The following is a 21293-nucleotide window of genomic DNA, read 5'->3' as shown; positions in this document are numbered from 1 at the left end:
GAGCTCGGCGAAGAAGGCCCCGGCCAAGAAGATGGCGGCGAAGAAGGCTCCGACCACGAAGTCGGTCTAGCTGCAAGGTCTTGCGACAGGCTACCCGTTCAGGACGACATGCGCGATGAGGTGGTCTAGCTTTCGGATGTCGACTCCGCGGTTCAGATTAATCTTGATGTGGCCAGCCCGTGTCCACAGTTCGAGCTCGGAGTTGAAATCGAGCATCCTCCCCGCGTTCTCTGACGACCACATATTGATCGCGTTGTACGGCAGGGAGTAGATCTCGACCTTCTTGCCTGTCAAGCCCTGCGCGTCCCGCACGATGAGGCGCTTGGTGGTGAAGATCGCCGAGTCACGGAATGTCTTGTACGCGGCGATCGGCTGCTCACCCTGAACGAGCAGAGGCCCGATATCTTCTGGAATCGGGCACTCTGCGACGAAGGTCCAGGCGGCGATATTGGCGACAGCAGAGGTCACGGTAGGTCCGATCTGTTCTAGGTGGGATCGTGCGCAAGAGATCAACCTTCTCGCGATAGTAGGCACGGAACCGGGTTATCCGAAAGGCTATTCGCGGGACTCGACCGGAATAAGCCGCGGCGCGCCGCATCTCGGGGCCGGATGTCGCGTCGCGTCTCGAGGGGGTGCGCTCGCGGATCCTCATCGCGCTGGCCGCGGAGCAGGTGGGCCTCGCGCGGAGGTGCCTGGAGATGGCGGTGGAGTACGCCGGGACGCGTCAGCAGTTCGGGCGGACGATCGGCTCCTTCCAGGGCATCAAGCACAAGCTCGTCGATCTACTCGTCGCGATCGAGCTGGCCGAAGCCACCGTGCTGGACGCCTCGGGTGGCGCCGAGCAGGGTTCTGACGGGCCGATCGCGGCGGAGGTGGCCGACCTCGCCGCGGCGTCCCGGGTGTTGGCCTCGCGGGCGGCGATGACGGCGGCGGAGGAGGCGATCCAGGTGCACGGGGGGATCGGGTTCACCTGGGAGCATCCGCTGCATCACTACTTCCGGCGGGCGAAGGCCGATCAGCTGCTGCTCGGGGACGAGTATGCGTATATCCAGGCGGTCGGGGAGTCGCTCACTGCGCGGTGACGTCAGCTCCACTTCTCGACGAATGCCAGGGTCGCGGTGTTGGCGGTGTCGGGATCGGACGCCGTGAGGAAGTGCTGTCCGCCGTCGACGATCTGCAGTTCGGCGGAGGGGGAGTTGGTGAACCGCGTGATGCCGTCCTGGGCGTTGGCCACCGAGTACACCTGATCGGCTGTGCCCTGGAGCCACAGCACCGGGCAAGTGACGCCGTCGAGCCGGGCCTCGAGGCCGTCGCGGTCGCGGAGGTTGATCGACGCGGTGCGCAGGCGGTGCCGGCCGTCGTCGCCGCGATAGTTGGCGCGGTAGGTGTCGAGCCAGAACTGCTTCTCCGCGTCGGAGACGTTCTCGCCCAGGCCGGCGGCGAGGACGCCGAGGACGAAGTCGTCGTCGACCACCCAGTCGTCGCCGACGGGGGCAGCCAGTGCGTCGATCGCCGGGCTGCAGAAGTCGGAGCCGTCCCAGCAGCCGCGTTCCATGCTGGCCTTGCTCTCGTAGTCCATCGAGGTCCCGACCACGACGATGCCGCGGATCGCGTCGGGGTCGAGCAGCGCCATCCGGGTGACGATCCAGCCGCCCTGCGAGGTGCCCAGGGCGAATGCCTTGTCGATGCCCAGCGCGTCGAGCACTTGCAGGTTGGCGATCGCGCTGTCCCAGTAGGTGAAGTGCCGGTATCGCGAGCGGGTGGCGCCGTGCCCGTATGGCTCGATCGCCAGCAGGTTCATCCGCGAACTGAGCGCCTCGTCAGCGAACTGCGGTCGGTACAGTTCGACGGAGGTGGTAAAGGAGTTGGACATCACCAGGGTGGGCAGGGAGGGGTCGTAGTCGCGGCCGAACCTGTAGCCGATGGTCGAGCCGCCCAGGTGCGGGATGTCGATGGTCTGCGTGGTCATGGTGGTCCTTCGTGAGGGGAATACGGAGTTACTTGACCATAGGACGTGATCGACTCGCACTGCTGACGAATCAACAGGTGGGCCGGGCCCGCCTGTGCGCGCTGCGCGTGGACGAGAACGTACTGCCGCTGCAGACCTTGCTGCGGCCGGGTGGGATCCGCGCGGCGATCCTCGAGGGCCTGGACAAGGGGCGGAGGTCCGGCCTGACGGGCCCCAACTCGTTAGCTACACATACAAACTTGACAGTTGTGTAGTAGCCACTCGCCGGATATTGTCGCTGGCAGTCGGTGGCGTAGCCTTATCCCCCCTCGAGGTGTTGCCGGCTCCGCAACGGTGCGGACTACGCTGACCGCCTTTGGTCGCGATCCTGCATCGTGCGCGACAGAGTCGCCGGCGGCTGCGGGCTCCCCCTCCGCGGCCCCGGCGACTCAATCGTCCAGAGATTCTCAGCTCCTCGGTGCGAATCCGGCGCCCTCTTGTGGCGAGTACGCGCTCAAGCCGGCGTCTCACTCGAACCGGGCGTATGTGTTGAAGCGGGAGGCGCTGGGGTCGACAGATCGGCTGGCGATTTGCAGGCTCACGCTGCGTAACCGGACACTCTGCCTCTGTGCGCTGAGAGCGCATAAGGACGTGCTGATGCTGCGGAAAGTCAAGGGACGGAAGAGATTTGCCCTGCCACCCTGGAGGGGCTGAACAAGGAGGCGAAGGTCTGATCGCACGGGGTTCAAGATGACCTCCTCGCTACCTCACGGAAAGATTCTCGTAACCGATACGCAAGGAAGGCCATTCGGCACTCAACAAGCGGGCCTGATGAACGTCTTTACGTAACCGCCAGTTTCGTGAAGAAGCGCTCGCGCCCGAGAAATCTGGATGGGTTCTGGAGTATCGGTTACATATAAGTTTCCGTCGAAGCACTGCTCGAAGTAAGTGCGCACTCGTGACACGTGTCCCCAGTAGGTCACTACTTGGAGCGACTCGTACCCCCGTTCTCGGGCGATTCTGGAAGCGGCCGTGGCTTCGCCCTCGGTCGTATCGAAGTCAGGAGTGAAGCACTCTATGCCAATGATCCGGCCGTCTCGCGTGACCGGTGTTGTATCGCAGTAGGAGTCGATGGCAGTGGCGTAGCGGCCAGTGAATGTGGGCGGACGAGAGACGAGTATGCGGTCTGATATACCGCTTTCGGCGAGGCGCCTGGCGTGCACATAGCGATCGTCCTTTACGCCCGCGACCACCACTATCGCGTCCACGCGAGCAGCAGTCTCGACCTTTGGGTCCAGAGCGGCATTAGCAGAAAGAAGCCCGGCAGCAAGGAGCAGAAGCAGAACGGGTGCCATGACAACAATAGCCGACTTACGGCGTGGAGATCGGCATGACACGTTCACAACGATACGCAGCCGACCCCTAGGCTCATCGGAGTCGACCTACCGGCCCCAGGCGGCAGTTGGTGAATCCATGCTCATCGAGCGGCCGAGGTGTGTTGAGGATTGCCTCAGCAAAGTACAGTCAAAGGCTGGTCGGATCCTTGCGGCTGACCTGGTGACTTATGTGAATTCTTCAATGAAAGGACCCTGGAGTGGATCTGCGGGACCTGTTGTCCGTACTCCGAGCCCGCTGGATCGCCATCGTGGCTGCGACCGTTCTTGGAGGCCTCCTAGCGCTGGGCGTGAGTCTGCTCACCACTCCTACCTACCAGGCGAAACTGCAGTTCTACATTACCGTCTCAGCTGGAGACTCGGCGGCGGCCGCCTATCAGGGCTCTCTTGGCGCCCAGCAGCGGGTTCAGTCTTATGCAGAACTGGTCAAGAGCACAGATATTGCTGCAGAGGTCGTCGCCGCGTCTGACGTTGATCTCAGTCCACGTGAAGTCGCGGAAAGAACGACAGCAACCGCTGATGCGAGGACGGTCTTGCTTAATGTCGCGGTATCTGACTCTGACCCCCAGCGTGCGCTCCAATTGGCGGAAGGATTCGGGCGAGTACTCCCTGAAGAAATCGGCGCACTAGAGACTCCTGACGGTGGTGGGCCGGCACTGGCAAAGTTGACAGTGGTAAATCCCCCGGCGTTGCCAACCGAGCCGATTGCGCCACAGACCGAGCGAAATGTAGCTATCGGGCTCACTCTCGGCCTTCTGGCCGGCATGGCAATAGCACTGCTCTTCAATGTCTTCGACCGCCGCGTCAAGTCACCTGAGCAACTAGAGGAGATCGCCGGAAAGCCAGTTGTCGGATCTATCCCCTTCAGAAGGAACGAGGATAAAGAAGCCGACGCAGAACACATCGTGCCCTTCCGAGAAGGGCATTCTCCTGCAGCCGAGAGTTTCCGCCGACTGCGGACAAACCTGCAATTCCTAAATGTCGACCAGCCTCCGCGGGTATTCGTACTCACCTCCTCGGTCGCGATGGAGGGGAAGTCCGAAACCGCAGTCAATCTCTCGCTAGCACTTGCTGAAGCGGGAAACTCGGTGCTACTCATCGAAGCTGACCTTCGCCGACCACGGGTGGTCGACTATCTCTCCATGCCAGACAAAGTAGGCCTAACCAACGTTCTCTCGGGGCAGGCCGAGTTCGATGACGTTGTACAGGAGACTCGCCACGCCGGGGTGGATCTTCTAGCGTGCGGACCGTTGCCGCCAAATCCTTCGGAGTTGCTCGCATCAGACACTGCACGAGCGCTTATCAATGATCTTCGCAGGAAGTACGACTACGTCATTATTGATTCACCGCCGTTGCTCCCTGTTACCGACGGAGCTCTTCTCGCTCGAGTAACGGATGGCGCGCTGCTTGTTGTGCGTTCGCATCGGACTACAGCTGATCAAGTCTCACAAGCTGTTGACAACCTAGGCAAGGCCGACGCGAAGCTACTTGGTTTAGTGAGCGTGGCCAACAAGCCGATTAAGAAGGGGTCTGCCGGATACTACGATACCTACTATTATTCGTCTCAGAGGTCCTCGACTCGGTAACCCGCTAAGTGCATGGTCCAATGTACGGCACACATTCTACGCTGGAGGACAAGAGATGAAATACCACGCGCGAGTTGAAGGACGGAAACTCTCGTTCCGCCGGCTCAGAGGTTTTAGGACATCCCAATGGATGATTGTTGACGCGGCGTTATGGACCGCTATGCTAATTGTTGCATTGTGGATGCGCTACGATTTCTCGGTCGATCAATTGGCAGAGTCGCTCGCAGCGGGGCAATTTTACGTTGTGCTCGTGGCGCTAGTGATACTAACGTGGATTGTGGGATGGCTGTCGGGTTTGTACCGGGGCCGATATGTACCCGGCAGCGTTCTGGAGTCCAGCGTACTAACGTTTGTATTCACGACTTCTAGTGTCTTGGTCTTCTTCGGCCATATAATCGGAGGGGAATACCATAAAGTCCCTCGCTCCACGACAATCGTTACCGGGGCCTTCACAATCCTAACGGCGCTCGTCCTCAGATCGCTCATACGACGAAAGCGATTGTTTGGAGCGGGTGCCGCAATAGATGCCGAGCGGGCAGTCGTCTTCGGCGCTGGGGATGGTGGACTCCAGCTAGTACGACAGCTTCGGCGGTCTGACCATTCCCAGTTTAACCCTGTCGGCATTCTTGACGACGACCCCAACAAGCGGAATATGGTCATTGAAGGAGTTCGCGTTCTTGGCGGAAGGGAGAAGCTCGAAGAGGTGGCCAGCAGGCTAAACGCATCGACGCTCTTGCTCGCGGTCCCCAGCCTTTCCAGCGACGAATTGATCGACGTTCGCGACCGCGCGGAGGCTGCCGGAATGCACGTGCTGGTGCTTCCTCCGCTCGGTTCGATGATGCGCGGTCGCGTGGCGGCTGATGAACTGCGGGAAGTCAACGTGCAGGATCTTCTGGGGCGCAAACCCGCGCGCCTGAACCAGACAGCGATCGCAGAGTATCTTCGCGGAAAGCGGATCCTGGTCACAGGGGCCGGCGGTTCGATTGGGTCGGAATTGTGTAGGCAAATCGTGAGGTTTAGGCCAGCAGAATTAATGATGCTGGACCGTGACGAATCTGGGTTGCACTCAGCGCAGCTATCTATCCATGACCAAGCGATGCTCGATGGCGATGACACAATTCTGGCTTCAATTCGTGATCGCGATTCGATCTTCGATATTTTTGCCGAACGCAAACCTCAAATTGTGTTCCACGCTGCCGCACTAAAGCACATGCCGCTACTTGAGCACTACCCCCAGGAAGCTCTGAAAACAAACGTCCTCGGCACGCAGAACTTGCTGGATGCGTCCGAGATGAGCGGGGTGGAGACGTTTGTCAATATCTCAACCGACAAGGCAGCTAACCCCAGTTCGGCCCTAGGTACCAGCAAGCGAATAGCTGAGAGGGTCACCGCTGCCAAAGCGGTCGATGCGGCCACCGCGAAGTACGTCTCGGTTAGGTTTGGCAACGTGCTTGGTTCGCGAGGCTCTGTATTAACAGTATTCGAGAAGCAGATAAGGGACGGCGGCCCCGTCACAGTCACAGACCCTGAAGTCAACCGATTCTTCATGACTATTCCTGAGGCGTGTCAGCTAGTACTTCAGGCCGCGGTCGTCGGCGAGACCGGCAAGACAATGGTTCTAGATATGGGTGAGCCGATCAAAATCGCCGAGGTAGCAAGAACCCTCATCGAGCAGTCGGGTAAGAAAATAGAAATTGTCTACACGGGGTTGCGAGAGAACGAAAAAATGGCAGAAGAGTTGTTCGACGACTCCGAAGCTCCGGTGGTTGGCGACAAACATGAGGCGCTATCAGAGGTGCGCGTGCCACCGCTACGACTCGCCGCAGATGAATTGCCCGCGAGCCCATCGCCGGATGAAGTCAAAAACTGGCTGAGTTGCCACGCGTATCGTTAAGGCCGGTAAGAGGCGGCGGAGACACCGGCTGCATTAGAGCTGGAAGTCAACAAAGAAGGAAGCCCAGATGCAAGAATACCAACGAATAGTCAAGAATCAATCTACCCGGCTCAGAATGCTCAAGCATCTCGAGTGGATTCCCGACGAAATGATGCTAAGGCTTCAGTACGCGATCAAACATCGACGCTGGCTTGAATTGAGACACCCTCAGCGTTTTACTGAGTGGCTACAGTGGTACAAGATCAACCATCGTGACCCAGCGATGACGATCTGCGCGGACAAAATTGCGGTGAGGGACTACATCCGTGAGCGAGGTTTCGCCCACCTGCTGACCGACTTGTACGCTACGACGACAAGCGCCACAGAATTGGACCTAGAAGGTCTTCCTGATAAATTTGTTGTAAAAACTAATAATGGCAGTGGGACCAACATCATAGTCGAGAATAAGGCTGAACTGTCCCCTGACTTCACCCGGCAGCTCACAGAATGGCTGGAACGGGACTATTTCGCAGCGAGCCGAGAGTGGGCCTATAAAGAGGTACCTCCGCGCATTTTGGTCGAGCAATATCTCGAGGATCCGAAGAACACATTTTCCGGAATTAATGACTATAAGTTTTTCTGTTTCGGCGGCTCTGCTAGGTACATCTTGCTGGCTGTGGACAGGGCCGCAGGTCAGAAGTTCAATATGCTCACAACGGACTGGGAAGACACCGGCGTGGGGGTCAGCGGAACTCCCAACATTGCCGTGGACGTTCCCCGGCCTGAGAACCTCGGCGAGATGATCAAGATAGCCGAAGAGCTAAGTAGTCAATTCCCATTTGTTCGCGTGGATTTGTATTCCGTCGCTGGGAAAATCTATTTCGGTGAGATGACTTTCTATCCGGCGTCCGGGTACATCGAGTTCGATCCAGATAGTTTCGATTTTGAGCTTGGACAACTGTGGCCTGAGCAGGCCGAAGTATGACCCGGTCACATTCAGAAACTTTGGCTTCGTCGGAGGGTGCTAAATGAGAATCGTCGTAGTGGGTGCAGGGTATGTCGGCTTGTCGCTAGCAGTGATCTTCGCGCAACGGCACCAAGTGATAGCCGTTGATGTCGATTCTTCAAGGGTCTCTCTCATAAACAAGAAGGTCTCCCCGCTGATTGACAAGGAACTTCAATCCTACTTAAGGGACGCCGACCTCGACCTACTTGCGACCACCGACGCTATTGCGGCTTATCGATGCGCCGATTTTGTAATTGTCGCTACTCCGACAAATTACGATCCTCGAGAACAGTATTTTGATACCTCATCAGTTGAGAGCACTGTAGCCGACGCGGTCGAGGCGAATCCTGCTGCGATTATCGTGATCAAGTCGACGGTTCCAGTCGGATTTACAGAGCAACTGCAGGCCATCTACCCACAGGCGAAGATCTTTTTTAGCCCAGAGTTTCTGCGAGAAGGTCACGCGCTTGAAGATAACCTCTACCCGTCTCGGATTATTGTGGGCGACCTGACAGAAGCAGGTGAACGTTTTGCTGGGCTTCTCATGGAGGGATCGCTCCGGCCTGGAGTTCCAGTCCTGACGATCGATTCGACCGAGGCAGAGGCAGTAAAACTTTTTGCCAATACCTACTTGGCGCTTCGTGTCGCCTTTTTCAATGAGCTCGATACGTACGCGTCGTCTCGGGGTCTGGACACTGCGCAAATTATAGAGGGGGTGAGTTTGGATCCCAGAATCGGCTCACACTACAATAATCCTTCTTTTGGATACGGCGGTTATTGCCTTCCTAAAGATACAAAACAACTATTGGCCAACTACGCTGACGTACCGCAATCATTGATTGGCGCAGTAGTGTCTGCAAATGCGACGCGCAAAGACTTCATCGCTGAGGACATTTTGGCGTTGGAGCCGGGAGTGGTCGGTGTGCATCGCCTGGTGATGAAAGCAGAGTCTGACAATTTCCGGACGTCTGCTATTCAGGGCGTAATGAAGCGGATCAAGGCTAAGGGCGTTCAAGTAATTGTTTATGAGCCCGTGTACGAGGGATCCGAGTTTTTTGGCTCAGAAGTCGTACGCGATCTGGACGAATTCAAGATGCGCTCGGACTTAATTCTTGCTAACCGACGGGAAGGGTCGCTGAGGGATGTGATCGATAAGGTTTACAGTCGAGATATATACGGTCGCGACTAGATCGCGCCGCTTTATGGTGGTAAACCTTTTAATCCATGCGGATCCGGGGTTGGTCCGGATCGGAGGAAGGCAACTCAGATGAAGCTGCTACTAATGGTTAATGTAGATTGGTTCTTCCTTTCGCATCGCCTCGCTATTGCAAAGGGTGCTGTCGCCGCGGGTTGGGAGGTGCACTTGGCTACTACCCTTACCGAAGATGCAGAGAAGTTAGGCGGCCATGGGTTCGTTGTCCATGACGTACCTATACACCGTAGTTCGTGGAACCCGTTTGGCCTAGTCCTGACTCTCGCCCGGTACGTGAAGCTCATTAGATCCATTAGGCCAGACGTTGTCCACCTGGTGACGATTAAGCCTGTTCTCCTTGGGGGCCTTGTCGCTCGTTTCACTCGGGTACCGGGGGTGGTGTTTGCAGTTTCCGGCTTAGGTCACGTTTTTGTGGCAAAGGGGCGGCTCGGTAAGGTCCGCCGCGCGTTGGTTCGCAGCCTGTACAGGCTGGCTATGTCACGTGAAAACAAAGTCGTGATATTCCAGAACGACGTAGATGAGGCGGAACTCGTAAGACTCGGTTGCGTTGCCAGCGAGCAGGTTGTTCGACTGCCGGGTTCCGGGTTTGACGTAGATGCTTACGAAGTCTCACCGCTTCCTAGTGGTACGCCGGTTTTTCTGATGGCGTCCCGGCTGATCCGCACTAAGGGCGTGATCGAGTTCTGTGACGCGGCTAGTCGCCTTGCATCCGAGGGAGTGGATGCAGAGTTCTGGCTGGTGGGCGCGCCCGATCCAGCTAACCCCGAAGGCTTGAGCCTGCGGGATTTAGCAGAACTGGAGAGAATCCCTAACCTGACGGTCCTGGGTCAGCGGGGAGATGTACCCGATCTGATGCGTTCGGCTGCCGCGGTCGTTCTCCCGTCGTACTACGGCGAAGGCTTGCCAAAAGTGCTGATCGAGGCGGCGGCGGCTGGGCGCGCCGTCATTACGACTGACACTCCGGGCTGCCGGGACGCAATAGAGGACCGAGTCACCGGGCTGTTGGTGCCGCAGCAAGATGTTGAAGCGCTAGCCGGCGCCATGCGGGAGCTAACTTCAGATAGAGAATTGCTAGGTACGCTTGGACGGAATGGTCGGGCACGAGCCGAACGGCTCTTCCGTATTCAGGACGTTGTCGCTGAGCACTTGCGCGTCTACGACGCTCTATCCGGCAGGGTGAATAGAGGAAGTTAGTTTCGCACTTCATGTGCCTACTCTAGGAGGAGTACCCCAATGTTGAATAATGCAAATGTTGTCTTAGTTACTGGTGCGGCTGGATTTATTGGTTACCATTTCTCCAAGAGTTTGGTTGACGCTGGCCATACTGTAGCGGGTTTAGACAACCTTAACGACTACTACGACATTGCCTTAAAGCGCGACCGAGTCCGTACGCTGGCCGAGAACCCCAAGTTTCATTTTGTGGAGGGGGATATATCCCGCGCGGATGAATTGTCGGCAGCGTTTAGCGAATGGCGGCCAGCTGTTGTAATTAACTTGGCGGCCCAGGCGGGCGTCCGTTACTCTTTGGAGAATCCCAGCGCCTATATCCAAAGTAACATTGTGGGCTTCGCGAATGTACTGGAAGCATGTCGGCAGTTTGGCGTAAACCATCTGATGTATGCGTCATCTAGTTCTGTATACGGTGGTAACGTGAAGGTGCCGTTTAGCGAGTCCGATCCAGTCGAGCATCCTGTTTCGCTATACGCCGCCACTAAACGCTCGAATGAGCTGATGGCTGACACTTACTCTCATCTGTACGGTATTCCGGCCACCGGTCTTCGGTTCTTTACGGTATATGGTGAAATGGGTCGGCCGGACATGGCATATTATAGTTTCTCCAAGAACTACCTCGACGGCCGTCCTATCCGGCTTTTTAATAATAACGATCCAGCGAATGATCTCTCAAGAGATTTTACTTATGTATCTGACGTCATTGAATCTCTGATGCGCTTGGTAGCTAAGCCGCCGTCCGGCGCGCTACCGCACCGAATTCTGAACGTCGGGGGTAGTCAACCGGTCAGTCTAACGAGCTTTGTTGCGACATTGGAGCGCGCACTCTCCCGAGCCGCGGCAGACGATATTAAGTTTGAGAAGATCTTCGAAAGTATCAAGCCGGGCGATGTTCGCACTACCTTCGCCGATAATGCGGCTCTCCGGTCGGTCATCGGCTACGTTCCGGAGACTACACTCGAAGATGGCCTACAACGATTTGCCGACTGGTTCGTAAGCTACCACGGTGTTCGAAGAGCATGATTCAGTTGGCGGTAGGGGAAAACGCGTGACGACCTCAAGCAAAGGTAGGTCTGCTCATTTCGGCGATGTTCCTGGAATTCAGTACACCCGCCGGGGGCCAAGTAGGGCATTACGCGCATTTCGATCTGCAACTGCCCTACGAAAGTCCCTTGTTTGGTCAGTAATTGTCGTTAAAGTGATTTACATCGCTTGGTTCTACGCTTTCGGTGTTGGTCTTAACCTTGGAGACACGGCTTCGTACATCGAAGAATCAAGCGCGGCGACATATTTTGAGCGTGGCGACGGAGTTGGTTTTGCGTATGTTGCGACTTTGATATACAGCAATCCGGTTTCTCGCATCCTGGTTGAAGCCCTGACCATCCTTGTTATTAGTTCCTTACTCGTCGAGCTAAAGACCGATCGTCAAGCAGTTGTGGCATCTGTCCTTTTGCTGCTGCCTACCAGTCTGGCATTCATGACAGTGGCGTCGAAAGAACTTCTTGTTTTTCTTCTGTTGTGCTCGGTCTACCGAATGCGGCTGTGGTTTGGTCTTCCCGCGTACGGACTTACTGTTGCACTGAAACCTTCGTTCGCCGTTATTGCGTTATTGCCTGTCGCTCGTCGCCTGAGCTTCGTAGCTCTCTACATCCTTTTTACGATCGCTGTGGCTGCGGTCCTTCTTCCCATTGGCAGGTGGACCGAGTTGTACGATTCCTTTTTCCGTGAAAATCTAGCGCACTTTAGCGCGGGAAACCTGACCTACGGCGACGGTGGTGCGTTTCCGTTTGCGCCATTGCTTCGCGTGATTGGTTTAGACCTCGGTGGAATGGAGTTATACGGCGTGGTTATCGGTTTGATGGTCCTAGCCGCGAATATGATACTTTTTTTGGTACTAACCTCTCGCTATGGTGCCTTCTCAGGAGGGGTAATGTTCTTGGTCTTCGCTGTCGCGGTAGCGCCCTATTCGGTTCATAACCTGGGTAGCGCAGCCAGATACCAGGCGCCCCTGGTATGCGCCTTGGTTCTTAACGAGCTGCTGGTGAACGCACGTCAGAAGAAGGCGGAAGGCGTCAAGTGGGCGCTGTAAGATTGCCAGGTGGTCTTCACTTCTGGAGTTTCGGTGCATTCCCGGTAATTGCATCAGCCGCGTTTCAGATCGCGATCATCGTAGAAGCAGCTGAGTCGCTAGGAAGCTTTTTTGTTCTTCAGTCAGTAGTCGCCATTGGCATATCCCTAGCCTGCCTTCAGCCGCGCACGTGGAACGAGGAGTTCCGCGTCCCCGCGCATCTCCGTTGGTCCTTTATTTTCTCTCTGATGCTGATTGGCGGGGTAGGTATCTACTTCATCCTGCGCCCGTCCTCGCTCGGTCTAGTCGTCGCAGCGTTCTTGGCCAAGAAGGTATGTGATGTGGGGAGGGAGTTCGCGTTCCTGGCGGACTTAAGAATGCCCGCTTGGTCGACCGGGATCGTGACCGTATTAGAAGTCGTAGGCGTCTTGGTTCTCTTGCCGGGTTTTGTATTGCTGTCGACGATAATGTACGCGGTCGCGGGCGTAATACTAGCTAGCTGGACATTGTGGGCCGCTCGAGGAGAATCCTGGGCGGTAAAGTGGACGGCTAGGCTGATTCCCCACGCGGTGTCGATGACGCTATTCAATATGGGTTCTCGGGTGTTCTTAGTTTTCGCCTCGGGCCCAGCCGCTCATCTGACGATCGGCTCCATATTGCAGGTCGTCAACTTTCTGTCGCCGGTGACCTATTTTATTTTTTCCCGGTCCCGAGGCTTCTTTCCTTACCTGCTCGGATGGTTATTCTGCGCGAGTGCAATTGTCGGTGGCGGGTTCTTGTTCATCCAAGTTGGGGGCGGCTCAGGCGCAAGTTATCTGTATATACTGGCGTTCGGTTGTCTCCTTGCGTTCAATAGTTCGGCCGTGGTTCGTTTTAGCGCATATGCAACCGGAAGATCTCGTTTAGCTCTCGGCGCGCTAGTTTCTTGCTGGGTGGGCATCGGTGCATTGCTAGCGATGGCTGGTTTCTGGCGCTGGGAAGTTTCGTTCCTTCTGTTCCTTATCGGAAATGCGGGCATTCTTGGTTACTTCGTCGTTCGATCACGTTTCACCGCTCAGTTGACCTCTGTTAGAACTCGTCTCCTGCGTATGTGATGGCTCAGAGAGCCGGAATTGGGTGGCACGTCCGTTTTAGTTTGATTGCGGGTTCTGCAAGAATTAGTGGGAGTCTCAGAATATGAAGAATCGCGTACTTGAAGTCTTCGTGCCAACCGCCGTGGCCACGGCGGTCGCCGCACCTCCAGTTCGTGTGTGGCTGCAGCGCCGTCGGAGTATCGATCATCCGAACGAGCGTTCTTCGCACGTTGTTCCGACTCCGCGCGGCGGCGGGCTTGCCTGCGCCGTGGGGGCTGCGGTCGGCAGTCTAGCTGCCCGAGCCGGAGGTCAGCCTCCCTCGTCGTCGTGGGTCGGAGCAATCACTGTTCTTGGCGGGGTTGGGCGAGCCGACGACGTCGCCGATCTTCCTGCGGTTCCCCGACTTGGGGCGCAGGTCTTGTCGGGCGCGATAGTGGGAGCGAAAGCAGGGGGGCTAATCGGGTCGGCGGCGGGCGCATTCGCCCTTCCCGCGATCGTTAATGCATTCAACTTTATGGATGGAATTAATGGGATCTCGGGAGGCACGGCTATTGCTTGGGGATTGTGTGTGGCATCAGACGTTGAACAGAACATGGGCATTCAGACGCAGGGACACATTGTCGCGGGTATGGGCCTTGGTTTCCTTCCTTATAACGTCCCTTCGGCGTCGATGTTTCTTGGGGACGTTGGGAGCTACTTGATTGGTTCTGGGATTGCTGTGACGGTAATCGAGAGCGCGGTTGAAGATGGGCAATTCTGCCCGAAGGCTGTTATCCGAACGCTAGCGCCACTTATGCCTTACTTGGCTGATACTGGAAGCACGATGCTTAAGCGCTTCCTACGTGGTGGATCGTTAACGGTGGCGCATCGCGAGCACGCTTACCAGAATTTGGTTCAAGAAACCGGCTGGGATCATTGGAAGGTAGCAGGACTTGTCGCTTCTTGCGCCGTCATTTGTGGCTTTGCGAGTCGCTCAAAGGAAACTTCGGTTGTGATCATTCCTGTAATTGCGGGCTACTTAAGCGCGCCGTCTATTGTGCGCAGATTAAGGTTGCGAGGTGGCGATAGTGGATGTCAAAAGTCTTGAGGACACATTGTCGGCATCGGGTGGGGCGGCCTACAGGCTAAGTTAGAATCGGTGACTGATCTAAATAACTTGCTTTAAGTGCGACTTGATCGCTTGGTAATTAGCAGGCGTGCCGCGGCAGCAGTTCGGACGTGTCGGATATTATGCCTCCGAGTAGGTTGACCAGTTAAGTCGTGACCGTTGGTCCAGCCTTTTGAATGTCTGCTTGAATCTGCAGGGGGAGAGCATGAAAATCGCGGTGGTGGGGGCTTCGGGGTTCGTAGGGACCGTGGTGTCCGAGGTGCTCCGCACAGAAGGGCACGAGGTCGATGAGGTCCGCGCGCCTCGTGTAGCCGCTTCGCTGTTGGAGTCGGGTGTGGTATTGGACCCATCTATGGTGGAACAGTTCGTGGATCTTCTGGGCGGGGTGCAGGTGGTTGTGAATTGTTCCGGGAACCCAGACGCGTCCGAACGTGACTCGAATGCCCTCATTGCCGCGAACGCGGTCTCACCGGCGATTGTAGCTAGAGCATGCCGACTATCGGGAGTGGGTCGATTAGTTCATGTAAGTAGTGCGGTGGTCCAGGGCAGGCGTCCCCGGCTTGACGAATCTGGCGTCACCGACGAGTTCTCTTCCTACGCTCGATCTAAGGCGGAGGGTGAACGTCGTGTCAGGCGCGAGTTCGAGGGTGCGGTAGTCTATCGCCCGCCGAGTGTTCACGCGGATGGACGGCGTGTGACGGCAATGACTGCCCGCATAGCTGGATCGCCGTTTGCTACCGTTGCTTTCCCTGGGGATCAACCGAGCCCCCAGACTCTGATCGGGAATGTTGCCTCGGCAATCGCTTATCTCGCTACCACTGTTCATGAGCCGCCGGAAATTGTTATGCATCCTTGGGAAGGGCTTTCGGCCGTTGATGTCATGGAGCTACTGGGGGCAAAGCGGCCTCTCGTCATTCCCCGTCGGTTCGCTAGGTTCATTTGTCGCGGACTTGGTATAGTCGGCCGTCGCGTTCCGGTCGTTGCGGCGAACGCACGTCGAGTGGAGATGCTGTGGTTCGGTCAGGAACAAGGGGAGTCGTGGCTTTCTGCGGCTGGGTGGACTCCACCGCTCGGTAGAGACGCCTGGCGGGAGCTAGGGGAAGCTGTAAGAACTTGATAACGAACCCGTTCGCCGAACAAGGGTCGACACGACGCGACAGTGGGGCCCAACAGTGATCCAGGGCTGCTTGGTCCCTACGGCTTCAGGCTACGTGGGGCGCCCCGGAGTGATTGTGTTTGACACTAGATCACGAACCTCGGGGATCGACCCGCTCCCGTTTCCCGATAAACTCGCGGTATGCCTCGGCTGAGCGCGCTAGACGGGCCCTGATTTGTCCTGCTTCTGGTGAGGGACAGACTGTTCAAAGTTAAGGAAGCGGGCGGGTCTTGAGGCTATCCGGGCAGACCCCGGCCTAGCTGGCCAGCGCGATCGTCGACTGGCTCCGCGGACTCCCAGGCTAATCCGACCGGTTCAGCGCCACCCGGCGGCAGCGGGTCAGCCAGAGTGGCGGTAGGCCTCGTCGTCGTCCCGTTCTTCTACCCGCACCCCGGCGAGCGGGCCGGACCCTGGTGGGGAGTCCGGCCCGTGGTCGTTGCTCGTGCGTTCCGGATCCGCGCGAACGCGCCTCGCCTACCGCAAGTCGTTATCGATGATCGCGTCCATGTTCCGCTCGGCGAGCGCGGTGATGGTGACGAACGGGTTCACGCCCACGTTGCCCGGGACGAGGGAGCCGTCCACCACGTAGAGGCCGGGGTATTCGTGGAGGCGCCCGTGGTTGTCGGTGGCCTTGCCGAGCAGGCAGCCGCCCAGGGGGTGGTAGGTGAAGTCGTCGCCCCAGGTCTTGTACACGCCGAAGAGGTCGGTGCGGTAGATGGTGCCTTCCTTCTTGTTGATCTTGTCGAAGACCCTCTTGGCCATGGCAATGCCCGGCTGGTTCTGCGCGACGCTCCAGGTCAGGTCCACCTTGCCGGTGGCGGAGTTGAACTGGAAGCGGGCCCGCTCGGGGTTGTTGGCGATCGCCAGGTACAGGCTCACGTAGGTCTCGAGCCCGGCCGGCAGGGGAGCGATCTCGGCGAAAATCGATGCGGTGGGGTCGGCCCAGTTGTCGATCCCGAGGGTGGGGATGGTCGACTGCGTGGAGCCGGTGGCGTCCCACATGTGGTTCGCGCGCCCGACCATGACGTTGTCGTTGTTGCCCCAGCCCTCGCCCACCTGGTTGGACAGGTTGGGCAGGAGGCCCTGCGCCTTCATCGAGACGAGCAGCTTGCTGGTCCCGATACTGCCGGCGGCGAAGAACACTTTGTCGGCAGTGACGTTCTTGGTGGCGATCACCGCGCCCTGCTCGTCGATCTGCTCGATCGTCACCCGGTAGCCGCCCCCGGTGGCCGGGGTGACTGCCGTGACCCGGTGCAGCGGCGAGATGGTGAGCCGGCCGGTGGCGGCGGCCTGGGCAAGGTACGTCTTGTCCAGCGATTTCTTGCCGGCGTTGGTGCCGTAGATCACCTCGCCGCCCAGGGCGGACGCGTGCGCGGTGCCCGCCGCCTCCCGCTTCATGTAATCGAAGTCGTAGACGTTGGGCACGAAGGTCGTGGCGAACCCGGAGCGGTGCGCGGTCTTCCGGCCCACGCGGGCGAATTGGTACCACGGGCTCGACTCGAACCACGCCTGGTCGATGTCGTTCACGCCGAGGGCGGCGTTCGCGCGCGGGAAGTAGGTGCCGTACATCTGGGCCGAGTCGACGTTCGGGAGGATGTGCTCGAAGTGGCTGCGCTTGGGCGTGACCGCCATGCCGCCGTCGACCAGCGAGCCGCCGCCCACACCGCGGCCCTGGTACACCTTGACCCCCGAGAACTTCTCGGCGTCGAGGACCCCGACGTAGCGCTCCACCTTCTTGTCGGTCCCGAAGCCCATGAAGTTGCTGACCGGCTGACTGGTGGTGTCCGAGAGCCAGGTGGAGCGCTTGTCCGGACTGAGCATCCCCGAGAAGATCTTGCCGTCCGGGCCCGGCGTGTCCCAGCTGCGGTCCATCTCCACGATGTGGGTCGCGATCCCCGCCTGGGTCAGCCGCAGCGCCGCCAGGTGCGGGTCGCTTCGGGCGGCGGCGGGCCCTCGTCGTCGCCGATTCCCAGAGCGCACCGGGGGAGCGCCCCAGCTCCGGCCGCCGGGAGGAGCCTCGGTCCGTGAGTGCTTGAGGCGCCTGGAGTGCAGGTCGTAGCGCGGTGCCATGGCTGGGATCACCGCGCGGCGTGTGGTCGTCGCACTCGACTGCCCCGACGCTCGAGAGCTCGCCGAGTTCTACGCAGCGATGCTCGGCTGGCGGATTCGCGACGACGCCGGGTACTCGGACTGGGTCGACGTCGTACCGCCGGAGGGCGAGCCGGGCGCGGTCGCGCTCGCGTGCCAGACCGTCCCCGACTTCCGCGCCCCGACCTGGCCCGATGGCCCGGTCCCCACGCAGGTGCACCTCGACTTCTACGTGGACTCGATCGCCGACTCCGAGCCGGCCGTCCTCGCCGCCGGCGCCCGCCGACACGACCACCAGCCCAGTCCCGACGGGCGGTTCGTTGTGTACCTCGACCCGGTGGGGCATCCGTTCTGCCTGTGCGACGAATGACGGAGCGGGCACTCATCGGGTTCCAGATGGGTAGCCTCGCGGCCATGACTGACCTCGTCCTCCTCCCGGGCCTCCACGGTGACGCACAGACGTGGGCGCCGGTCATGCGCGCGATGCCGGACGGCGTCCACGCCACGCCGCTGGACCTTCCGGCCGAGGCCGACCTCGATGCGCTCGTCGACGAGGTCGCCGTCCGGGTCGCGCCCGGCAGCGTCCTCGTGGGGCATTCGCTCGGTGGCGTGGTGGCGATGCATCTCGCCGAACGGCACCCGTCGCTGCTGGCGGGACTCGTCCTGGTCACCGCCCCGGTGGGTGCTGAGGATCCGGAGTCGGCGAGGGCGCGGGCTGACCGCGCTGCAGGCCTGAGTCCGGAGGCGTATGAGGAGATCGCGCTCGACGGCATGGAGTCGGTGTATTACGGCGACCGCGGCCACGATCCCGAGGTTCGGGACGAGCGGCTGCGCGCGGCGCGGGTGTACGGGCCGAAGCGGTTCGCCGCCCATTCGGTGGCGATCGGTGCGCGGCCCGACCGCAGCGAGTTTCCCGCGCAGGCCGGTGTCCCGGTGCTGATCGTGGGCGCGTCGGACGACCTGGTGGTGCCCACCGCGGAGCAGCGGCGGTGGGCTGAGGCGAATGGGGCCGGGTCGAGCGGCGGCACGGCTGATCCCGTGACCTACGTCGAGATCCCGGAGACCGGACACATGCTGCCGGTGGAGGCCCCGGACGAGTTGGCCGGCGCGATCGTCGACTGGCTTCGCGGACTCTCGGGCTGACCTGGCAGGTTCCGCGCCACTCGGCAGCCGCGGGTCGGGCGGGGTGGCGGAGAACCTCGTCGTCGTCGTCGTTGTCGTTGTCGTCGTCATAGTCGTCGTCGCGACTTCCACCCGCACCACATCGCCCAGGGGCATGCTCGCCTGGCAGTCTCCGGTGAGTAGACGCGCGGCGCCGACACCGGCGGTTCGCGCGCGTACCGTCGATCCATGACCGAGCAGCAGCCGTACGAGGTCCTCGAGCGGTACCCGGAGTTCGAGCTGCGGCGGTACCCCTCCCACGCCGTGGCGGAGGTGTCCGTCCACGGGTCCTTCGGCAGCGCCGGCAACCAGGCGTTCAGGGCGCTCTTCAGGTACATCACCGGTCACAACGAGTCGGCCGGATCGATCGCCATGACGGCACCGGTCGTCCAGGAGTCACCGGGCTCCGAGAAGGTCGCGATGACCGCGCCCGTGGTCCAGACCGAGGCCGACGGCGGCGAACACGTCGTCGCCTTTGTCCTGCCCGCCTCGCTCACCGCCGCGACCGCGCCGGTGCCCGCCGATCCTCGGGTGCGGATCAGGCAGGTGCCCGGCCGTGTTGCGGCAGCGGTGCGCTACTCCGGACGGTGGAGCGAGTCGGCCTATCGACGTCACCTGGCCGACCTCGAGGCCGGGATCGCCCGGGCCGGGCTGGTCGCCACCGGGCCGCCCAGGTACGCCAGATTCGACCCGCCCTTCACGCCGTGGTTCCTGCGGCGCAACGAGGTCGTGCAGGACGTGGTGTGGCCCGAGGGCGGCTGACTCGCGTCGCGCTGGCGGTGTTCGGCAAATTGTCCGCTTCCGTTGGCTGCGGAACGGCGCTATTATCCGAACATGATAAACGGCAAGACGATAGATTCGAGACCCCCTTCGGAGGCGGAACTCGTCGATGCCGCGTCCCAGGCACTTCGCGAGAGACTCCCGCCGGAGTGGAAGATCGATACCAGGCAGGGCGCTACATCGTCGACATCTGGCGGCGCCGATTCTCTGATGGTCGCCGAGGCTCCCGATGGGAGTGCCGCAACATTCTGTGTCACCGTCAAGAGCGCCGTCGTAGCTCGCGACATACCTGCGCTTCGGAAGAGGTGCGGCGACACTATGGCCCAGGTGGCGGACAGTGGGTGCCTGGTCTTGACTCGCTATCTCGCGCCCGCCGACCGTGCGCGGCTCGACGCGGCTGGCATTTCATATATCGATGCGACCGGCAATATGAGGGTTTCATCCCCCGTTCCCGCACTCTTTGTCTCGGATCGTGGTGCCGAAAGAGATCCCTGGCGGGGGCCAGGGCGCCCGAGGGGCACCCTCAAGGGAGAACCCGCAGCGAAGGTAGTCAGAGCGCTACTCGATCTTCCCGGGCCATGGCGTGTGCGGGAACTCGCCGACGTCGCCAATGCCTCGGTGGGGTCGGTATACCGTGTGATGCAGTTTCTCGAAGATCAGGAACTTGCGCAGCGGCTGCCTGACCGGCGATTCCTGGTGTCCGATTGGGCAGCTCTTCTGCGCAGATGGAGCGACGACTATCAGTTACTCCGGTCCAATGCCGTGTCCCATTGGATCGCTCCCCGGGGCCTGTCGGACCTTCTCGATACGGTGCGCGAGGAAGAGGACATCGACTACGCGCTGACCGGGTCCGTCGCAGCAGCAGCGTGGGCTGCCTACGCGCCAGCCAGGTCGGCGATGGTGTACGTCCGAAACGTCGAACGTGCAGCGGCGAACTGGGGCTTGCGCGCGACCGAAGCGGGAGCGAACGTGCTGCTGATCGAACCCACTTACCCCGTCGTCATGGAACGCGCCATGACCGCGTTGGAAGGGCTCACGGTCGCCCGCCCGGCCCAGGTGGCTGTGGACCTCATGACCGGGCCGGGCCGGGCACCCGCAGAGGCGAACGAGTTGATCGAATGGATGGGGGCACATGAACAGTCCTGGAGGGGGTAGTGGCGATCTGCTCGTCAGTGCCCGGTCTGCTCGTCAGTGCCCGGTCTGCGCTTCTGGACGCGGCCGAGGCGTTGTCCGAGCACCGGGAGTCTCTCGTCCTGATCGGGGCGCAAGCGGTCTACCTTCGAACCGGCGGTCTCCGGGTGGCACTCGCGGAGGCAACGAAAGACAGTGACGTCGCGCTCGACCCTCGCACGGTCGCAGACGAGCCGCTCATCGACGACGCCATGACGCGAGCGGGCTTCTATCGCTCCGATCAACCGGGATCCTGGCTCAATCGAGAAGGGATACCGGTTGACCTCATGGTCCCAGAAGAGCTTGCCGGTGGAGGCGGTCGCGGTGCGCGAGGTGCTCGGATACCGCCGCATTCGAAGCACGCGGCCCGCCGGGCACGAGGACTGGAGGCATGCTTAGTCGACAACGAACTGGACCGTTCCCGCTCTGGTGGACACCC

General features: G+C 59.8%; 20 protein-coding genes and 1 pseudogene. 17 read left to right on the top strand and 4 right to left on the bottom strand.

All coding sequences use genetic code 11. From position 1 onward, the window contains the following. Positions 1-90 precede the first annotated feature (90 nt). Positions 91-468 (bottom strand): PH domain-containing protein, encoded by a 378-nt coding sequence (locus G6024_RS04940; protein WP_096906852.1) that lies wholly within the window; start codon positions 466-468, stop codon positions 91-93. Positions 469-632: 164 nt separating this feature from the next. Between G6024_RS04940 and G6024_RS04935 the strand changes: the two genes are divergently transcribed. Next, a complete protein-coding gene (locus tag G6024_RS04935) occupies positions 633-1082 on the top strand; it encodes an acyl-CoA dehydrogenase family protein (protein WP_235027757.1) in 450 nt (149 codons plus the stop codon). A gap of 2 nt (positions 1083-1084) precedes the next feature. Here the strand turns inward: G6024_RS04935 and G6024_RS04930 are convergent, their stop codons facing one another. Further along, positions 1085-1969 carry an alpha/beta fold hydrolase gene (locus tag G6024_RS04930; protein ID WP_159148199.1) on the bottom strand — a complete coding sequence of 295 codons (885 nt, stop codon included), beginning with the start codon at positions 1967-1969 and terminating at the stop codon, positions 1085-1087. Positions 1970-2001: 32 nt separating this feature from the next. Here G6024_RS04930 and G6024_RS04925 point away from each other — a divergent pair, with 32 nt between their 5' ends. Next, the gene (locus G6024_RS04925; protein ID WP_159148198.1) at positions 2002-2223 is read left to right on the top strand and encodes a hypothetical protein; all 222 of its coding nucleotides are present in this window, start codon (positions 2002-2004) and stop codon (positions 2221-2223) included. Positions 2224-2763: 540 nt separating this feature from the next. Here G6024_RS04925 and G6024_RS04920 read toward each other — a convergent pair. Beyond that, positions 2764-3303 carry an ElyC/SanA/YdcF family protein gene (locus G6024_RS04920; protein WP_159148197.1) on the bottom strand — a complete coding sequence of 180 codons (540 nt, stop codon included), beginning with the start codon at positions 3301-3303 and terminating at the stop codon, positions 2764-2766. Between the two features lie 239 nt (positions 3304-3542). Here G6024_RS04920 and G6024_RS04915 point away from each other — a divergent pair, with 239 nt between their 5' ends. The 10 genes from G6024_RS04915 (at position 3543) to G6024_RS17145 (ending at position 15616) form a co-directional block, all read left to right on the top strand. Beyond that, on the top strand, positions 3543-4928 hold the full coding sequence (locus tag G6024_RS04915; RefSeq protein ID WP_159148196.1) for a tyrosine-protein kinase domain-containing protein: 1386 nt from the start codon (positions 3543-3545) through the stop codon (positions 4926-4928). A gap of 55 nt (positions 4929-4983) precedes the next feature. After that, positions 4984-6822, top strand: a complete 1839-nt coding sequence (locus G6024_RS04910; RefSeq protein ID WP_338122131.1) for a polysaccharide biosynthesis protein — start codon at positions 4984-4986, stop codon at positions 6820-6822. A 115-nt stretch (positions 6823-6937) separates the two neighbouring features. After that, positions 6938-7786 (top strand): ATP-grasp fold amidoligase family protein, encoded by an 849-nt coding sequence (locus G6024_RS04905; RefSeq protein ID WP_182640316.1) that lies wholly within the window; start codon positions 6938-6940, stop codon positions 7784-7786. 43 nt (positions 7787-7829) lie between these two features. After that, a complete protein-coding gene (locus G6024_RS04900; RefSeq protein WP_159148193.1) occupies positions 7830-8996 on the top strand; it encodes a nucleotide sugar dehydrogenase in 1167 nt (388 codons plus the stop codon). A gap of 78 nt (positions 8997-9074) precedes the next feature. After that, entirely contained in the window at positions 9075-10214 is a 1140-nt protein-coding gene (locus tag G6024_RS04895; protein ID WP_159148192.1) for a glycosyltransferase family 4 protein, read from the top strand. A 39-nt stretch (positions 10215-10253) separates the two neighbouring features. Continuing rightward, positions 10254-11273 (top strand): NAD-dependent epimerase/dehydratase family protein, encoded by a 1020-nt coding sequence (locus G6024_RS04890; RefSeq protein ID WP_159148191.1) that lies wholly within the window; start codon positions 10254-10256, stop codon positions 11271-11273. A 175-nt stretch (positions 11274-11448) separates the two neighbouring features. Then, positions 11449-12339: a hypothetical protein gene (locus G6024_RS04885; RefSeq protein WP_159148190.1), complete on the top strand. Its 891-nt coding sequence runs from the start codon at positions 11449-11451 to the stop codon at positions 12337-12339. Further along, positions 12327-13412: a hypothetical protein gene (locus G6024_RS04880; RefSeq protein ID WP_159148189.1), complete on the top strand. Its 1086-nt coding sequence runs from the start codon at positions 12327-12329 to the stop codon at positions 13410-13412. The genes G6024_RS04885 and G6024_RS04880 overlap by 13 nt, the downstream gene beginning before the upstream one ends. A gap of 82 nt (positions 13413-13494) precedes the next feature. After that, positions 13495-14478 (top strand): MraY family glycosyltransferase, encoded by a 984-nt coding sequence (locus G6024_RS04875; protein WP_159148188.1) that lies wholly within the window; start codon positions 13495-13497, stop codon positions 14476-14478. 226 nt (positions 14479-14704) lie between these two features. Beyond that, on the top strand, positions 14705-15616 hold the full coding sequence (locus tag G6024_RS17145) for an NAD-dependent epimerase/dehydratase family protein (RefSeq protein ID WP_159148187.1): 912 nt from the start codon (positions 14705-14707) through the stop codon (positions 15614-15616). A 513-nt stretch (positions 15617-16129) separates the two neighbouring features. Here G6024_RS17145 and G6024_RS04865 read toward each other — a convergent pair. After that, the gene (locus G6024_RS04865) at positions 16130-17725 is read right to left on the bottom strand and encodes a GMC oxidoreductase (RefSeq protein ID WP_235027756.1); all 1596 of its coding nucleotides are present in this window, start codon (positions 17723-17725) and stop codon (positions 16130-16132) included. Between G6024_RS04865 and G6024_RS04860 the strand changes: the two genes are divergently transcribed. From G6024_RS04860 to G6024_RS16370, 5 genes and pseudogenes are all read left to right on the top strand, one after another. Further along, positions 17724-18113 carry a VOC family protein gene (locus tag G6024_RS04860; protein ID WP_159148186.1) on the top strand — a complete coding sequence of 130 codons (390 nt, stop codon included), beginning with the start codon at positions 17724-17726 and terminating at the stop codon, positions 18111-18113. The two genes, G6024_RS04865 and G6024_RS04860, sit on opposite strands and share 2 nt — an antisense overlap. A gap of 44 nt (positions 18114-18157) precedes the next feature. Further along, positions 18158-18886, top strand: coding sequence for an alpha/beta fold hydrolase (locus G6024_RS04855; RefSeq protein WP_159148185.1), 729 nt, complete (start codon positions 18158-18160; stop codon positions 18884-18886). A gap of 207 nt (positions 18887-19093) precedes the next feature. Beyond that, positions 19094-19666 carry an SOUL family heme-binding protein gene (locus tag G6024_RS04850; RefSeq protein ID WP_159148184.1) on the top strand — a complete coding sequence of 191 codons (573 nt, stop codon included), beginning with the start codon at positions 19094-19096 and terminating at the stop codon, positions 19664-19666. A 72-nt stretch (positions 19667-19738) separates the two neighbouring features. Further along, positions 19739-20839 (top strand): type IV toxin-antitoxin system AbiEi family antitoxin, encoded by a 1101-nt coding sequence (locus G6024_RS16560; protein ID WP_235027755.1) that lies wholly within the window; start codon positions 19739-19741, stop codon positions 20837-20839. After that, positions 20839-21293, top strand: a pseudogene (locus G6024_RS16370) (hypothetical protein); the annotation flags it as partial. The gene G6024_RS16560 and the pseudogene G6024_RS16370, both read left to right, overlap by 1 nt.

The sequence above is a fragment of the Dietzia maris genome (assembly GCF_014144855.1).
In the GTDB taxonomy this organism is placed as follows: Bacteria; Actinomycetota; Actinomycetes; order Mycobacteriales; family Mycobacteriaceae; genus Dietzia; species Dietzia kunjamensis.
This window is presented reverse-complemented; position numbering and strand designations above follow the sequence as displayed.

Excerpts from the sequence above, each read along its gene's own strand:
- G6024_RS04910 (WP_338122131.1), top strand. The coding sequence starts at position 4,984 with ATGAAATACCACGCGCGAGTTGAAGGACGGAAACTCTCGTTCCGCCGG.
- G6024_RS17145 (WP_159148187.1), top strand. The coding sequence starts at position 14,705 with ATGAAAATCGCGGTGGTGGGGGCTTCGGGGTTCGTAGGGACCGTGGTG.
- G6024_RS04860 (WP_159148186.1), top strand. The coding sequence starts at position 17,724 with ATGGCTGGGATCACCGCGCGGCGTGTGGTCGTCGCACTCGACTGCCCC.
- G6024_RS04875 (WP_159148188.1), top strand. The coding sequence starts at position 13,495 with ATGAAGAATCGCGTACTTGAAGTCTTCGTGCCAACCGCCGTGGCCACG.
- G6024_RS04900 (WP_159148193.1), top strand. The coding sequence starts at position 7,830 with ATGAGAATCGTCGTAGTGGGTGCAGGGTATGTCGGCTTGTCGCTAGCA.
- G6024_RS04865 (WP_235027756.1), bottom strand. The coding sequence starts at position 17,725 with ATGGCACCGCGCTACGACCTGCACTCCAGGCGCCTCAAGCACTCACGG.
- G6024_RS16560 (WP_235027755.1), top strand. The coding sequence starts at position 19,739 with ATGATAAACGGCAAGACGATAGATTCGAGACCCCCTTCGGAGGCGGAA.
- G6024_RS04920 (WP_159148197.1), bottom strand. The coding sequence starts at position 3,303 with ATGGCACCCGTTCTGCTTCTGCTCCTTGCTGCCGGGCTTCTTTCTGCT.
- G6024_RS04855 (WP_159148185.1), top strand. The coding sequence starts at position 18,158 with ATGACTGACCTCGTCCTCCTCCCGGGCCTCCACGGTGACGCACAGACG.
- G6024_RS04895 (WP_159148192.1), top strand. The coding sequence starts at position 9,075 with ATGAAGCTGCTACTAATGGTTAATGTAGATTGGTTCTTCCTTTCGCAT.
- G6024_RS04930 (WP_159148199.1), bottom strand. The coding sequence starts at position 1,969 with ATGACCACGCAGACCATCGACATCCCGCACCTGGGCGGCTCGACCATC.
- G6024_RS04890 (WP_159148191.1), top strand. The coding sequence starts at position 10,254 with ATGTTGAATAATGCAAATGTTGTCTTAGTTACTGGTGCGGCTGGATTT.
- G6024_RS04905 (WP_182640316.1), top strand. The coding sequence starts at position 6,938 with ATGCTCAAGCATCTCGAGTGGATTCCCGACGAAATGATGCTAAGGCTT.
- G6024_RS04850 (WP_159148184.1), top strand. The coding sequence starts at position 19,094 with ATGACCGAGCAGCAGCCGTACGAGGTCCTCGAGCGGTACCCGGAGTTC.